The 15657-nt window shown below is 36.1% G+C and carries 16 protein-coding genes; 6 read left to right on the plus strand and 10 right to left on the minus strand.

What is annotated here, in order from left to right; all coding sequences use genetic code 11:
* Positions 1-167: 167 nt before the first annotated feature.
* On the plus strand, positions 168-2135 hold the full coding sequence (locus tag B9Y87_RS08140) for a PorP/SprF family type IX secretion system membrane protein (protein ID WP_085497949.1): 1968 nt from the start codon (positions 168-170) through the stop codon (positions 2133-2135).
* A gap of 674 nt (positions 2136-2809) precedes the next feature.
* The gene (locus tag B9Y87_RS08145) at positions 2810-3451 is read left to right on the plus strand and encodes a response regulator transcription factor (RefSeq protein WP_085497951.1); all 642 of its coding nucleotides are present in this window, start codon (positions 2810-2812) and stop codon (positions 3449-3451) included.
* 267 nt (positions 3452-3718) lie between these two features.
* Here B9Y87_RS08145 and B9Y87_RS08150 read toward each other — a convergent pair whose 3' ends face one another.
* The 8 genes from B9Y87_RS08150 to B9Y87_RS08185 form a co-directional block, all read right to left on the minus strand.
* Positions 3719-4474, minus strand: coding sequence for a LytR/AlgR family response regulator transcription factor (locus B9Y87_RS08150; RefSeq protein WP_085497953.1), 756 nt, complete (start codon positions 4472-4474; stop codon positions 3719-3721).
* 33 nt (positions 4475-4507) lie between these two features.
* Positions 4508-5416 (minus strand): 1,4-dihydroxy-2-naphthoate octaprenyltransferase, encoded by a 909-nt coding sequence (gene menA / locus B9Y87_RS08155; protein WP_085497955.1) that lies wholly within the window; start codon positions 5414-5416, stop codon positions 4508-4510.
* A gap of 1 nt (position 5417) precedes the next feature.
* Positions 5418-6029 carry an SPOR domain-containing protein gene (locus tag B9Y87_RS08160; protein ID WP_031444097.1) on the minus strand — a complete coding sequence of 204 codons (612 nt, stop codon included), beginning with the start codon at positions 6027-6029 and terminating at the stop codon, positions 5418-5420.
* Positions 6030-6209: 180 nt separating this feature from the next.
* On the minus strand, positions 6210-7040 hold the full coding sequence (locus tag B9Y87_RS08165; protein ID WP_085497956.1) for a CvfB family protein: 831 nt from the start codon (positions 7038-7040) through the stop codon (positions 6210-6212).
* Between the two features lie 87 nt (positions 7041-7127).
* A complete protein-coding gene (locus tag B9Y87_RS08170; protein ID WP_072861289.1) occupies positions 7128-7469 on the minus strand; it encodes a DUF2853 family protein in 342 nt (113 codons plus the stop codon).
* A gap of 37 nt (positions 7470-7506) precedes the next feature.
* A complete protein-coding gene (gene menD / locus B9Y87_RS08175) occupies positions 7507-9261 on the minus strand; it encodes a 2-succinyl-5-enolpyruvyl-6-hydroxy-3-cyclohexene-1-carboxylic-acid synthase (protein ID WP_085497958.1) in 1755 nt (584 codons plus the stop codon).
* Positions 9262-9318: 57 nt separating this feature from the next.
* Positions 9319-10428 (minus strand): chorismate-binding protein, encoded by a 1110-nt coding sequence (locus B9Y87_RS08180; RefSeq protein WP_085497960.1) that lies wholly within the window; start codon positions 10426-10428, stop codon positions 9319-9321.
* A gap of 1 nt (position 10429) precedes the next feature.
* The gene (locus B9Y87_RS08185; RefSeq protein WP_085497962.1) at positions 10430-10852 is read right to left on the minus strand and encodes a PaaI family thioesterase; all 423 of its coding nucleotides are present in this window, start codon (positions 10850-10852) and stop codon (positions 10430-10432) included.
* Between the two features lie 72 nt (positions 10853-10924).
* Between B9Y87_RS08185 and B9Y87_RS08190 the strand changes: the two genes are divergently transcribed.
* Both B9Y87_RS08190 and B9Y87_RS08195 read left to right on the plus strand, forming a co-directional pair.
* On the plus strand, positions 10925-11572 hold the full coding sequence (locus tag B9Y87_RS08190) for an alpha/beta hydrolase (RefSeq protein ID WP_085497963.1): 648 nt from the start codon (positions 10925-10927) through the stop codon (positions 11570-11572).
* Entirely contained in the window at positions 11569-12117 is a 549-nt protein-coding gene (locus B9Y87_RS08195) for a GNAT family N-acetyltransferase (RefSeq protein WP_085497965.1), read from the plus strand. The genes B9Y87_RS08190 and B9Y87_RS08195 overlap by 4 nt, the downstream gene beginning before the upstream one ends.
* A gap of 18 nt (positions 12118-12135) precedes the next feature.
* Here the strand turns inward: B9Y87_RS08195 and B9Y87_RS08200 are convergent, their stop codons facing one another.
* Together B9Y87_RS08200 and B9Y87_RS08205 are read right to left on the minus strand one after the other, a co-directional pair.
* Positions 12136-13086: a hypothetical protein gene (locus B9Y87_RS08200; RefSeq protein ID WP_245808680.1), complete on the minus strand. Its 951-nt coding sequence runs from the start codon at positions 13084-13086 to the stop codon at positions 12136-12138.
* A gap of 265 nt (positions 13087-13351) precedes the next feature.
* Positions 13352-13747: an iron chaperone gene (locus B9Y87_RS08205; protein ID WP_085497966.1), complete on the minus strand. Its 396-nt coding sequence runs from the start codon at positions 13745-13747 to the stop codon at positions 13352-13354.
* Between the two features lie 698 nt (positions 13748-14445).
* Here B9Y87_RS08205 and B9Y87_RS08210 point away from each other — a divergent pair.
* Entirely contained in the window at positions 14446-15150 is a 705-nt protein-coding gene (locus B9Y87_RS08210; RefSeq protein WP_085497968.1) for a LytR/AlgR family response regulator transcription factor, read from the plus strand.
* A gap of 65 nt (positions 15151-15215) precedes the next feature.
* Entirely contained in the window at positions 15216-15614 is a 399-nt protein-coding gene (locus B9Y87_RS08215) for a hypothetical protein (protein ID WP_085497969.1), read from the plus strand.
* Positions 15615-15657: the final 43 nt, after the last annotated feature.

The raw sequence follows: 15657 nt of genomic DNA on the forward strand, positions 1-15657 counted from the left end.
TGTAATTTGGTCCCCAATATTTTTTGGACCATTTCAAATGAATTTTTCTAAAGCCCCGACCAGGTATAAGGTCAACTTAAGATAAATGATCCAAGTTAAGCGAGAGACACGCACTATATGATTATAAGTAACAATTTATAATCGGATTAACATAATTTTCCCCTTGGATGAACTGCAGAGGTGCCATTTTTAAGAAGGTATTACTCCTAATATTGTTTTGCATTGTACTCTGCAATGATGCCGTGCTTTGTCAAGAAGCCAATTCCGATTTTGATTCCTCTACCTCCTATCACAACCAATTGTTCTACAATAGGTTTTTAATTAATCCTGCCTTTTCATTGGTGAGGGAAAACAAATCGTATGTAAATATTCTACATCAAAATCAATATGCCACCTTTAACGACAATAATCAAAATTATTTTCTGGGATTTGGCAACAAATTGAATGAGCATACCGCATTGGGCTTAGGTATTTATGCCAATCGGGCCGGTGTTATGCAGGAATTTGGAATAAACGCCAATTATGCCTCCTCAGTGCAATTGGGTAGGAATAGCAATTTAAGTTTCGGTACCAATATCACTTATCTGAATGCGGGAATCGACAAAAACAGGATTATAGCATCGGAAAACGACCCTGAAATATTGGATGCCAGAAAAGAGACTAGATTGGCCCTTCAACCTGGGGTCGTACTCTCCATAGGTCAGTTCGATGTTGGCCTGTATGCCCAAGACCTCATTAGTTACAATCAAACTACCAATAGTGTTATCACGGATTTTAGCGATAAAACGCTAAAAGCCTCGCTTCAATATACCCATGAGCTGGATGCTAGACGTGGATTGTTTACCAACGGCAGGATAATGCCTTTGTTACAAGTCCATAGGGATGACGAGGACAAGTTTTCCATTGCAGGATCTGTATTGTTGGACTTGCCGGATTACGGATGGATACAGTCTACCCTTGACGATAGATACGGCTTGTCTGTTGGACTAGGATTTAATCTTGGTAAAAAGATGACCCTGGGGTACGTATTTGAAAAGAATTTTTTAAAATACGGAGCCAGCCTTGGTTGGAACCATGAACTATCCTTGGCCTACACCTTTAAAAACGACTTTGGGGATACTAGAAGACCCATAGTAAACTCCACCTACAGAAAACCCACCTCAACCAAAAAGAAAAAATCGAATCCCGTAGTAAAGAATTACGAGAAAGAGATTAAGAAATTGAAAGCTGAAATTCAGCGAAGGGACAAAAATATAAAATTAAATAATTCTGAAAACTCAGAAGTTACAGATGACTATTCCGTTAACAAGGGCCCTGGCAATGATATGTTAAGATTGGGGGCTAGTAATGACGATGGCGACAATGGCAATGGCAATAGCAATTGCGAATGCCAAAGTACATTGGCATACCAAAATCACTTGCTCTTAAAGGAGCTGTTAAAAAATCAATACGCCAAAAATGACGACTCAAAAGATCATATCATAAATCTCACAGTGAATACCTCCAATGCCGACAAAGTCGATAAAAATGATGGTTGCCAAAATACTCTTGCCTATGAAAACCGTTTAATACTGGATGGACTAATTCTAAGACAAGACTCCTTGGAATCGGCAAATAAAAGGGAGATCGAAAAGAGATTCAATATGTTGGTGGGAATACTGAAAGACGAGATAAAACGGAGTATGAAAACAGACCTTCGGAAATTAAATAGTGAACAATATGAAACTGCAGTGGCAGATGTCCAAGAAAAAACCATATACCGAATAAATAATGCCGAGAAAAAAGATTACGCCAAATTGCCAATAAGAATGGAGCAGCAATCGGGTATAGCCGGGGTAAAAACAGGTTATTATTTGATAGCCAACGTTTATAAGAATAAAGAAAATGTAGATTCCTTTATAAATGACCTAAAACACAAGGGGATTAGTGCCAAGCAATTTTTCAATAAGGAAAATGGTTTGTACTATGTGTATTTGGCAGATTACAATAAGAAAAACGAAGCGGAAATGGCTTATACAACCGATTTGGACGGCAAATATCTGAGTGAAAAATGGATTATGAAGGTGAATAACAACACGGCTACTGCCGAAAACCTATATGAAGACGGAGATGAATTGATGGATCGGTTTGAATAGCGTAATTGCCTATTGGAAGGACGCTTGTTAGCAAGGGTACAATACTAAAGGGGAAATAGTTTTATTATTTTTTGTGTTGTACCAAAATTTTGATATGTAAAAGGCTAGAAACTTACAGTCAGTGTCCATGTCATCGTGACGAATTTTGAAATATTGAAATTTTCTATTTGAATGTATTATCCTATTAAATTGGTTGTGAGCTACATACAGTTGCAATTATAATAATTCAGTTAAACGGACTAATTTTTATCAATAATTCATAATACTAGTTACAATTTTATTTTGTAGGAAAATACATCTATTTTTTAAGGTGGTTGTTGTTTTTATATCTATATTTGAATTTTATTAACATAATTTTAAGGTTTTAAAACAACAGCGAAAAGACAAAGAGCAACGTTTAAGATTTAAGAAGTATCTCTCGTGTTCCATATGACCCAAATAAAGAGTTTAAGAGCAATATAAATATTAATTACGTCCCACATCAGCAAAGCATGAAAACACACCCTTACCTATTCAAAAAACAAAAGCATTATATGTACTGTAACCAACAAAACAGTTCATTACCAGCTTTTACAACAGTAGTTCTTAAAATGGATCCTATGGTGCTCAGATCCAAGGATAACTTTTGATTTTAACGGTAAAAAAATAGAGAAACCCCCCAAATCCCAAATGATATGAAACCTAACGTACTTAAAATTATTGTAATAGACAATGACATTTCGCTCCACGAGACCTACAAATATTATTTCGAAACTTATGAAGAATATTCATTAGTAGGAATATATGTTTCGGTAAAGGAAGCACTGATGGATTATGACAATGTATTACCAGATATTATTGCTTCTGAAGTCACTATGCCTGATGGCTGCGGCATTGAAGCCATAAGGCTCTTTCGCAAAAAAGACCCTGAAGTTAAAATCGTCATGATCAGTGGCCAAAATGATTTTGAAATCGTAAAAAAAGCCTTTAAAAACATGGCAAATGGTTATGTTTCCAAACCTCTTGGTATCAAGAGTTTGTATCATGCCCTAAATGCCATTAAGTACGAAGGCGCTACGATAAGCAACGATATAGCCAAGAAAATAATTGCTATGTTTCAACCAAAATCTTACGCTTCCTTTTCAGAAAGGGAGAATCAGATTATTGATTATTTATGTCAGGGTGCTACCTATAGGATAATCGCTGATAATTTATTTGTAACCCCGAGTACCGTAAATTTTCATATACAGAATATATATCTAAAATTAAACGTAAACTCTAAATCGGAAGCCTTGTCCAAATTGAGGGAAATGGAATATTCTGCCCATTTAATTTAAGACAAATCATATTCTATACGGTAAGATAACTACTCTAAATCTTATTTTTCAAACTTAATTTCTATAGCCACAGGCATGTTGAAAGGTAATTTTATTACAGACCCAGTCCCTTTGCCGGGGTTCCTATTTTAATATGGGGGCACTTGCAGGGCAGTAGTTAATTCTACTTTGTCAGGTTTAAATATATATTGGTCTTTTTTTAGGGTTTCCACAAAAAATAAAGGTGCCATGAGGCACCTTTTTATGGTATCTTATAAAGACTATTTATTACGAATTCATTGCGGAAATAATAAATTCCTTAAACTCCTTGGAAATAGGAATCAGCGTATTGTTAATTAATATATCCTTGGAATTAATGGCATCGATATGGTCCACATTAACAATATAGGATTTATGTGCCCTGTAAAATTTATGCTGTGGCAGCTTTTCCAAATAATCCTTGAGGGGAGATCGAACCAAAAACTTTTTATCTACTGTGTTTACTTCCAAATAAACATTATCTGCTTTGATGAACTGTATGTCCCCGAATTGGATTCGATAATACAAATGTTGCTTTTTAACGAAAATGGAATCCTTTAATACCTTGTTGGACATTAACCTGTCATCTTCTTCTTCCTGACTTTCCGATGCAACATTGTTTTTAACGGAGGTAAAGTTGGATAAGGCTATTTCAATGGAAGTGTATAAATCCTGTTGTTCAAACGGTTTAACCAAATACCCATTGGGTTTAACGGTCTTGGCATTTTCAACAGTGGCCCGATCGGAGTTGGAGGTTACGAATATAAAAGGGATATTGTAATTTTCCCTTATGTGTTTACCCAAATCAATTCCAGTTTTATCGGAGGCTAGGATAATGTCGATCAACACAAGGTCAACTTCCTTGTTTTTTAGGACTTCAACTGCCTGCTCGTAAACAATTACGTTGTCCACGATTTCGTATCCAATCTCTTCCAACATAGATTGCATGTCATCTGCAATTATTACGTTGTCCTCTACAATAAGAATTCTAATTGGTTGTTCCAAGGTGTATTTTTTTGATTGGTTATTATCTCAAAATTACGAAAAATTATTAAAACTAAAATAAAACAGAATCGACAATAAAAAAGTGCTCAAGGCCAACTTTTTCAATTCTGGATCCAGCAATACCGTATTCTTAAGTTTCCACATTTTGTTCAGATGTATAAATATAGGTACAAATGCCACCAAATGGATAGTATTTTTCCAATTATGGTAATGCATAAAGGTAAAGGCTAAAATGCTTAAAAAACTAATTACAATAAGAAAAACATGGTATATTTTTCCATTCTTAATGCCCATCTTTACTACAAGGGTGTTTTTCTTGGAAATTTTATCGGATTCATAGTCCCTTAAATTGTTTAGATTTAATACTCCCGTACTCAAAAGACCTATTGTTACTGCAGGAAAAATGGCCATTGCATTAAGAGCTTTAGTATACAGAAACATGGAACCCATTACACCCAGCAGACCAAAAAAGAGAAACACGAATATATCCCCAAGCCCTTTATATCCATAGGCCGATGATCCAACCGTATATTTTATGGCTGCCCATATACTTAAAATTCCAAGTGCTCCGAAAATTAGGGTCAATATAAGGTTCTCGGTACCAAATGAAAGATATAGAAGGGCAACTGTAAAAAGAATGCATATAATAATCGAAATAATAATCCCTACTTTAAGTTCCTTTCGGGATAATTGTCCGCTTTGCAGAGCGCGCATTGGTCCTACCCTATTTTCATTGTCGGTACCCTTAACACCATCGCCATAATCATTGGCAAAATTTGAAGTAACCTGGAATCCGACGGTTGTTAAAAGAGCCAATACAAAAATATCCCAACGAAACTGGCTGTACATGCTACCAAGTGCGGTACCTACAATTATTCCGGACAACGAAAGAGGGAGTGTCCTCAAACGGGCCGCGCCAATCCAAACTTTAATTTTAGGCAATTTAATACGGGTCTTCTATTTCTAAACGCTTACCTTCTTTGTAGGAAGCAACGAATGCATCCTCAAAACCCATTTTTACCAATTGAAACCTAAAGGATCTAGCCTCTTCCAAGGTTTCAAAATTTCCCAGAGAGTAAGAATAAAAGGGATTGGTTTTAACAAATATTGTATTGTTGAGCGATTCCGAAGCAAGGGTTATGTTATTATCTACAAAGGATTTAACCTGTACGGAATAAATCTTTTCTTTATCCAAAAACTTTTTAGCCAAATAGAACTCCTTCACCAAACTTAGTTCTTCGTTCTGTTCCTTAAGATTATCTATTCTTGCCTTTATCACTTCCAAACTATCTATAGATACCAAGAGGTTATTGCTCATGTTATTCCTGTTCTCATAATTGGAAGACCTAATAAATCCCGCATTGTAGGAGAAAATGGCCAGTGTGCCAATTAAAAAAAGCACCGTTATACTGCCAAATAAATTTCGCTGTATCTTACTGCGCTTTAATTCCTTGTTCTTATATTTTATCTGATCCAACAGGCGTTCATTGATAATTTGAGCCTTGTCTATATCTTTATGCAATTCCAATAAATCACTTTCCTCAATGAATGGCATAGTATTAATTGTTTAGGGGATGAGTTCTAAATTTAGTAAAAATAAATCGACTATTTATGTTTTTAAACTTGGTTGTTGTAAAAGTAATGGTTTTTGTTGCAAAACGGCAAATAATTAAAACTAAAATGCTTAAATAATTGGACGCCATTAGATTAAAGTATGTTATTTAAAGCTGGTAAATTATAGCAACTTTATACTATCTGGCTTAATTTCTATTTTACGTTCCTTATACAGAGCACCTATTCCCTTTTTAAAAGTCTTCTTGCTCATCTGCATTATTCTTTTTATATCCTCCGGGTCGGATTTGTCGTGTAAATTTAGAACCCCACCATTGGCTACAAGTTTATCATAAATTAGGTTCGCCGCAGGTTCCAAACTTTGATACCCTATAGGTTGTAGGCTAACATCTATTTTGTTGTCCGGTCTTATGTTCTTGATATATCCTTTTAGTTTATCCCCAACGGCCACTTTTTTAAAAATCTCATTGGAGTAGACCAATCCTTTGTGCTTATGGTTAATGATTACCTCCCAGCCTAAATCAGTAAGTCTTGTAACTACAAGATCTACCTCGTCCAAGGCTTGTACTGTTAAGTTATCATTGGACAGAAATTTATCCAGTTTGTTGGAAGCTACCAGCCTATCTGTTTTTTCATCCAAATAGCAATACACAACGTACCATTGGCCTTCTTGCATTTTGTTGCGTTGTTCCCTAAAAGGCACCAACAAATGCTTTTCCAGTCCCCAGTCCATAAACGCGCCGTATTCATTTACTTCTGCAACCTGCAGCAATTGAAACTGGTCTACAGTTACAAAGGGCACCAAGGTGGTAGCCACGATTCTTTCTTCATGGTCCAGATAGCAAAATACATCCAGAAAGTCCCCTATCTCAAATTCTTCCGGCACATACTTATTGGGCAATAATACATCATTGCCTTCATCATCGCCCAAAAAGAGACCCACTGTGGTGTCCCTAAGTATTTCTAAGTTATTGTATTTTCCAAGTGCTATCATTGGGCAAAAATACGTTTAAAAAGAATCTCAATAAAAAAAAGCCACTCTTTTTAAGGGCGGCTTAGCTATATTAACTGCAATTAATGATTATTTATAGACGGACTCCTTTTTAAAGTGTTTCGCCAACATGTAATAAACTACCGCCCTGTGCTTACTCTTCACGGAACTACCGTATTTATCCGTTACGCTTTTGATGGCATCCATTAACTGTGGGCTATCTTTTAATCCAAGTTTTTTAATTAGGAAGTTATTTTTAACCGTCTGCAATTCTTTGTCATCAGACCCAGAAACTTTCGAGGCATCCATGTTGTAGATGGAAGGTCCCAATCCGATAGTAACTTTCTTAAGTAAATCCATATTCGGTGTTTCACCAAATTTGTCCTTTATGTCTGCAGCATATTTTTCGATCAACTCATCTCTTTTGCTCATAATATTAAATATTGTTAATGATTAGATTTATATCCTTCTAAGATATGAAATCAAAGTAACTAAGCAAAATATTGTCATTCAATAATCTCGGGGTCTTTATTTCCAGAATTTTTGGTTTTTCGGACTCTTGATAAAAACTATCCAAGGCCTTGTTTAAGTCGTTTTTGTTTGTGACAGATTCAAATTCAAAACTGTACATCTCAGCTAGGGATTGGATTTTGAGATCTTGCGTTGTTTCAAAGAAGGTATTGAAATTGGCTGTTTCCTCTTTGCCCGGTAAAATCCTAAAAATGCCACCCCCACCGTTATTGATTACCATGATCCTGAAGTTGGGCTTTATGTAATTATTCCATAAACCATTGCTGTCATAAAGAAAACTTAAGTCGCCCGTAAGCAGCAGTGTTGGACTGGACTCATAAATTGAAGCCCCTATGGCCGTTGAAGTACTACCATCTATACCACTGGTGCCTCTATTGCAGAAAACACGTATAGAGGGCTCCAAATCGAATAATTGGGCATATCTAACAGTAGAGCTGTTGGACAATTGTAGTTGATAATTACTTGGAATACTTTTCAGGGTCTTATGGTATACCCACATGTCCGAAAATGGTATTTCCAGTAAGTACTGTTCCCTTCTTAATTTGTAATGTTCTTTCCTTTTTGCCCAATAGTCATAATAATCACTATCTTGGGTAGAGGGTTGTGCCAAAAGGTTTTTAAACACTTCGTTGGGACTAGTTTTAAAATGCTTTGTTAGGCAGAAAAAGGTATTGTAAGCCTTTTTGGGGTTTACATGCCAATGCATTAATGGGGTATAGTCCCTTAAGAAGGCCTTTATTTTTTTAGAAACAATGAGTCCCCCAAAAGTTAGGACAATCTCGGGTCGCAACATTTTAAACAATTCATCCTTTATTGCCGATTTCTCAATCGGGGCAATAATACTGTCAATATTGGGGAAAAAGTTGGGGTGAAACAAGTTGGAGGTACATTCCGTCATTACCAGGACCGTTGGGTCTTTTGCCAGAATTTCCAAATACTTTTGTTCAATCGCGTTGGGGGGATTTACACCTACCAACACCATTTTTCGGGAGGCATTATGCCAGTGATGAACATACTCCTGCCATTCTAAAATATCATTTTGCACTTGGTCCTTCAATAAATTAATTTCTGGCAACAGTGCGGATTCCTCCACGGTTTCGTATAAGGGCTCTTCGAACGGAATATTTATATGAACCGGAGTATTGTCGCCGAAGGCTATATTTAATGCCTTGTTAATTAATTTATCATTATACCTTTGAACCTGAATTTGGCTCAGATCAATACTTTCTTCCGTTAATTGCTCAGGGTCATATTTTATAATTTTTTGGGTTGCATGACAAACATCCTGTTTAAGGTTCGCGGAAAAACCAATATGTTTTTCAAACACATTCTCCTGCCTTATAGTTTGCCCGTCCCCAATATCCACTTTATAGGATGGCCTATCCGCTGATATGACGATGATGGGAAAATCGCTGTAGAATGCTTCTGCTATAGCGGGATAATAATTTAACATAGCGCTACCCGAGGTACACAAAATTACCGTGGGTTGCGTCAGTTGCTGTGATATGCCCAGGGCAAAAAATGCAGCGCAGCGCTCGTCAACAATACTATAACAATTAAAATAAGGGTCCTCCGAAAAACTTATGGTCAAAGGTGCATTTCTTGATCCCGGAGAAATAATTATATTTTTTATGCCCCTTGCTTTGCAATGATGAACAAGTGACTGTGCGGAGGGAATATTGGAATATTTCATTATTGCAAAATTACAACGCAGGTATTTGTTAAACCAATTCCATGTTGCCTTTTTGGTTTACATTAAAATTATATTTAACATGGTCCTACTTTTATGCAGTGTCTCCTGCCATTCCTTTTCGGGGACCGACCTACTGGTTATACCGCCCCCAACATAAACTTTGACCCTATTTTCCAATATCTGCATACATCTTAAATTCACAAACAAGGAGGTTTTGTTCTTTATGGTCCTATAGGCCATATTTTCCTGATTTCTTCTTTTGGACTGCCTCCCGATTTCTTCCTTAAAGTTTAGCTCCCCTAAAAAACCGGTATAGAATTGCCGATCATAGTTCTCATTTGACAGGATAAACGCTTTGGCTGCATTTTTTGGCAATCCACAAACGGCTGGCGTTGGGTGTAGGGCATCTATCAAATCTATAAGTCGGGAATTGTTCATATTTCCGGAAACGGATGATTTAATATGCCAAAGATTCCCCGCTTTAATGGACATGGCATCTGAAACATTTAGGGAAGAAACCTTATCTTCCAGAGAGCTATGGATATATTGGGTAACCATTTCCTGCTCTTCAAGTTCTTTTTCTTTCCAAATTGGTGCTTCGCCAACCTTGTACAATTGGGTACCAGCCAAGGACATGGTCTTGAATTTATTGTTTTCAGTCTCCAAAAATATTTCAGGTGTGGCTCCCAACCACATCCCAATTTTTGGGTGGAACCAGATATAGCAAAAGGCCTTTGGGTATTGGTAGAGCAAATCGCGGAACATTACAAAAGGATTCTTGGAGGTCTCTACTTCTATACTTCTGGATAGCACTACCTTTTTTAAATTTCCAGAATCAATGTTTTTGATTGCCCTTTCTATTATTTCAAGGTAAAAATCTTTATCGGAGTCTTCATCCAATGCAGGGAAAATTGGGTTTTCAGTATCTTTGGATCCCAATTCCAAGACCTCTTCAAATATCTTATCTTTTTTTAATAGCACTGCAGGCATTGCCCCATCGAAGGGGGCAAAAACAAAACCACTCTCGGCATAGTCGGATACATAATGTAGTTCCCTGTCATTTTGAAAAATCACCTTTACTTCAAGCGCGTTGGGCTTTCTATAGGCAACAAAAGGCAGCCCTTTTAGGAACTGTTCTTTTATTAAATCCAAAAAACCTTTCGACATTCTATTTTTTTGATAAGGCAATGGTAGTAAGTTTGCAAATTGAAATTAAGTTTCCATCTTTATCGGTGACTTTAATATCCCAAATCTGTGTGGTACGGCCTTTATGTAACACCTGGGCCCTAGCATAAATATCCCCCTCCCTGATGCTCTTCACATGGTTGGCGGATATTTCCAAACCCCGAACAAAAAAATCTTTGGTATCCAAAAAAATATGGGAAGCCATACTACCTACACTTTCGGCCAGCGCCACCGTTGCCCCTCCGTGCAAAACACCGTCTGGTTGATGAACCTGAGGGGTAACAGGCATTTTTGCCACTAAATAATTCTCCCCTACATCAATATATTCTATATTCAAGGTTTCCATTAAAGTAGCCTTGTTGGACTCATTACAAATTTTTAGAATTTTCTCTTTGTATTCGTTCATGAATTATTTTTTTGTAAAATTAAGCAATAGAAATTCAACAATAGAATTACTTTTTCCCTTATCCCAAAATTTATGGAACCAGAAGAAAAACAAATTTCATATACTTCCACAAACACCTATAGTACCATGAATACGCTAAACACAAGCACCAAGAATGTTTGGATAGTTTTTCATGGGATAGGATTTTTGAGTAGATATTTCATTAAATATTTTAGAGAACTGCCCAAAGAAGAAAATTATATTATCGCACCGCAAGCACCCTCTAAATATTATTTAAACAAGGATTTTAAGCATATAGGTGCTAGTTGGCTTACCAAGGAAAATACGATGTTGGAAACTACTAACGTTCTAAACTATTTGGATAGTCTGTTTGCCACTATAAATATACCGGCCCATTGCCAGCTAATTGTATTGGGGTTTTCCCAAGGGGTGTCCATAGCTACCCGTTGGACAGCGAAAAGCAAAATAAATCTTGACCAATTGATTTTATATGCAGGCGGTATTCCGGAAGAACTGACTCCGGAAGATTTTAAATTTTTGCTTGCCAAAAATGCCAAGGTTAAAATGGTGTTGGGCAATAAGGATGAATTTATAACGGAAGCCCGTCTCCAAAAAGAGGAGAAAAAAATGAATTCCCTTTTTAGCGGAAAGGCCGAATTGATTAAATTTGATGGCGGACATGAAATAAAAAAGGACGTACTAATTGGTCTAATTAAATGAAACGCTTTACTCCTTTACTGGAAAACGACTTGGTGAAACTAGCGCCACTATCCTTAAGCAACTACCATTATTTGCTTCCTATTGCCGGTCAGGAAAAACTGATTGAATATTCCCCATCCGATATCGGTACTGCCGAAGCTCTAAAAAAGTATGTGGAACAGGCGCTGGAGAAAGAAAAGAATTTTTCGGCCATGCCCTTCATTATCTATGACAAAAGAAATGGAAAGTTTGCCGGAAGTACGCGATATATGAATATCGACAAAAAAAATAAGGTTCTTGAAATCGGTTCCACGTGGATAGGAAGGGAATTCCAAGGAACTGGTTTAAACGGTCAGGCAAAACTGCTAATGCTCGATTATGCTTTTAATGAAATGCATTTTGAAAAGATTGAATTTAGGATAGACGAGCGAAATATTCGTTCCCGAAAAGCAGTTGAAAAATTGGGAGCGAAATTGGAAGGCATATTGCGGAAAAACGTATACCTATTGGATGGTTTTAAAAGAAATACCTGTTGCTACGGCCTTCTAAAAGAAGAATGGAGTTAATTTTCTGGAATGAAGTATTTACGATTTTACTTCCTGTACTGCTTCCTTTTCATAATATTTAATCTTTCTGGTCTTATAGGTGTTGTCCGGGGTTATGATCTGTTTTATCCAATTACCGGATTCATGGCTATCGTATTGGTAAATAAATTCTTGAACACTTACAGTATTACCTTTCGCTGTTTTTAATGACATTAGCATTCCCTTGTCATTGTATGTATAGGTCATACTCTCTGTGGGGATAAATGTTTTTTTACCATCGTTGTAAACAAATTTTTTTTCCGACACCAATTTATTATTACTGTCATAAGTCTGTTCCAATGCCTTCTGGGGTAGACCTTCCAGAAATTCCTTGGTCAGAATCAATTTGTGTACCGTATTGTCCTTCCCCTTTATTTTTGAGGTCCTGATAGATTTGAATATGATATCGTTTAAATAATAGGTTTCCGTAACCTCACCTTTATACACTTCATATTTTAGTGCAGTTTCGTCAATACCACTATCATTGATACGTTTTATAGTGGAGAGCTTCCCATCTTCCCCATAGTTATATTCATATTGATCCAAAAACTCCTTGTTATACGATATTATTTTTTCGGTAATCCGTTTACCTTCAATGGTGTCCAATTCATAAAAATTGGCTATAGAGGTGTTTTTTACAAATACGCCATCCCTATAATTCTCTAGTCGTTTTTCCAATAGAACGGATCCTTCCAGTTTATAAATTGTTATGTCGTAATCCGTATCGCTATAACGGGTAACTGCCTTTGTTAAAAGTCCGTCCTCATTAAAAGTGTATTCTTCCTTTCCATAGTCGGTCGAAACCAGGCAAAATTTAACGGGTCCATTTAAATCAAAATCTTTAACGGAAAAAATTTTTATTTCCTGGGCCAACATTGCTATAGGAAAGCTTATGCCCAGTATAAAGGAAATACACAAAACTGAATGGAGTAAGTGGTTCTTCATCATCATATGCCAAAATTAGGCTATAAAAAGTCATAATAAAAACAAATTGGAGCTAAACAATAAAAGCGCATGGAGCTATGGTTTTATTGGGTTCCAAATGTATTATGGTTTCAACGACCAAATGTAGTCACTAAGATAGCAAATTAGAAGTCTCAGTTAAAATTGAAGCTGGTTTGCACCTTGGGAATGACCATTGCATTATATGACTTAGGGGCTGTTTTTTTTCTATGGATTCGGGATTTTGTTGCAATCAATCCAAAACCCAAAAGATTTATAATTTAGTTTTTTTCTTTAATTGAAAATTTGCTAAATTCTCCTGCGCCCTAAATTTTACAATTTTCGTGATCAATGCAAATGGTAAGGGTTGGTTTAATGGAAATTGAACCGAGCCTTTCCCCTGCTTGTAAGGAGCCAATTCTTTTTCAAATTCCTTATGGCCCGTTGGAGTGGCATAGAATCCGATATGATTTTTATAGGCAGCGAAGTATACCAACATGCCATAATACCTAAAGGCCGGCATCTTGTAACTGATCGTTTCTTCTGCCTCTGGGGCCGCATTTAGGATGGTAGTGCGCAATTTTTCCAAAACCTCCTGTACCGATAACGGACAGTTGGCAATGTATGCTGCAACATCTTCGGCTCCACTATTCAATTTACGATTAGGCATAATACTTTAAATTAAATTGAAAAATTACACTAGTAGATTTAATTGATTGATATTTATATATTTAAGAAAAATGGGTGTATATGGTCTTAAACCCATTGGATTTAAATTGATCTTAAAATGTTTTCGTTGAAACTGATCATCCATCGGATACCGACCTTATCAATGAAACTTCCAGAACAATCGTTCCAGATCATATAGGGGAAAGATATTATAAAGATAAATCAAAAATGACTTAATCATATATGGTGTGTCTAAAATTCGTTAGAGGTTGGTTTGGTCTTTTTAATTATACCTTTAAGTTGTAATCAATAATGTCTAAAAAATTGGCAAAATGACCTCTTGACAAATTTTAACAAATAAAATTTTATGGACTATTGTATATCTATGGATAATGCACCGTTTTTTAGGTCAATATTTGTTTTTAAAAGCCATAAAAATCCTTTGTCGGGTTGGGGATATTAAGCCTAAAATGGGCTTAGGCCCTATTCTATTTGGGCTGGGCGATTAATAATAATTTAGATTTACTTTTAATATAACATGCTGTATATTTGTTCCTTATAAAATGCCAAACACTAACCATAGGCATTAAAGTTTTTAATATTCCTGTTGCAAAAGTCAATAGGAAGATTTTGGCTATCCCTTTCTTGTGGATTGTAGCCAACTTTAATATTATATGGTGGTTTGTTTAAATTTCGACCATGAAAAAAACTACATTAAAATGCATTTTAATTGACGACTCTAAGGTACAACGCCGTGCAGTGGCCAAAATAATAAAGGAACACTCCAAGCTTGACCTTATAAATGAATACAATAATGGTATAGATGCCAAGAATGACATCGGCAGCACTATTGTTGATTTAATTTTTTTGGATATTGAAATGCCGGGTTTCAATGGATTCGAATTTCTGGAATCCTTGGAAAATAAGCCACAAGTTATAGTTATTTCCGGCAATCCCAGTTATGCCATGAAGGCCTTTGACTATGACGTTACCGATTATTTACAGAAACCGGTGGATAAAACCCGTTTTGATGTTTCTATAAGAAAGGCGATCAACAAATATGAACTGGAAAATGCGGAAGAGATCGAGCTGGAATATATATATGTAAATAGCAACCTTAAAAAGACTAAATTATTCCTGAACGAGATACTATGGATAGAAGCATATGGGGATTATGTGAAGGTTATTTCCACAGATAAAAAGACTTTAATACTCTCTACCATGAAGGCTTTTGCCAAACAATTGCCCAAGGATAAATTTCTTAGAATCCACAAATCCTATACGGTTAATTTGGAAAAGATTGAAAATTTTAACGGTTCCACAGTAGAAATAAACGAACAGGTAATTCCTTTAAGCAGACATAAAAAAGAGGCTTTGATCAAAGCCTTGGTGGTAATAGAATAAGGATTGCCAAAAAGTTGTTTAAGTGTTCCCAATTGGATGACTTATTTTTTATCTTTACCCGAGAAATGAGCAAATTATTTTCCATAGCGTTGTCTGTTTTATTACTCTTCCAAAGTTTTAATTTGGATATGGTAGATGTTACCCAGATCGATGACTTCCTTACCCATGCCGAGTTTCATAAACAGAAATACGGGGATAATTTGTTTGTTTTTATTTCCAAACATTACGGGGAACTTAAAGCACAACATGATTTGGAACACAGTGAAGAAAAGAAGGATCACGAAGAGTTGCCCTTCAATCATCAAACCTGTTCCCATTTTTCCACTGCTTTTGTAATGAACGGTGCAGATTTTATGGTGCCCAAAACCCCTCAAGTGGCGGATACCACTTCAAATTTTTTTTATCAAGAGTCCTATTGCCAAATAGAGAATTCCGATATTTTCCAACCTCCCAAGGCCGCATAATTCAATACTGATTAAAATCATTAATTAACAAGCTGTTATGCAA

Origin of the sequence: Arenibacter troitsensis (genome assembly GCF_900177645.1) — a bacterium.
GTDB classification, from domain to species: Bacteria; Bacteroidota; Bacteroidia; order Flavobacteriales; family Flavobacteriaceae; genus Arenibacter; species Arenibacter troitsensis.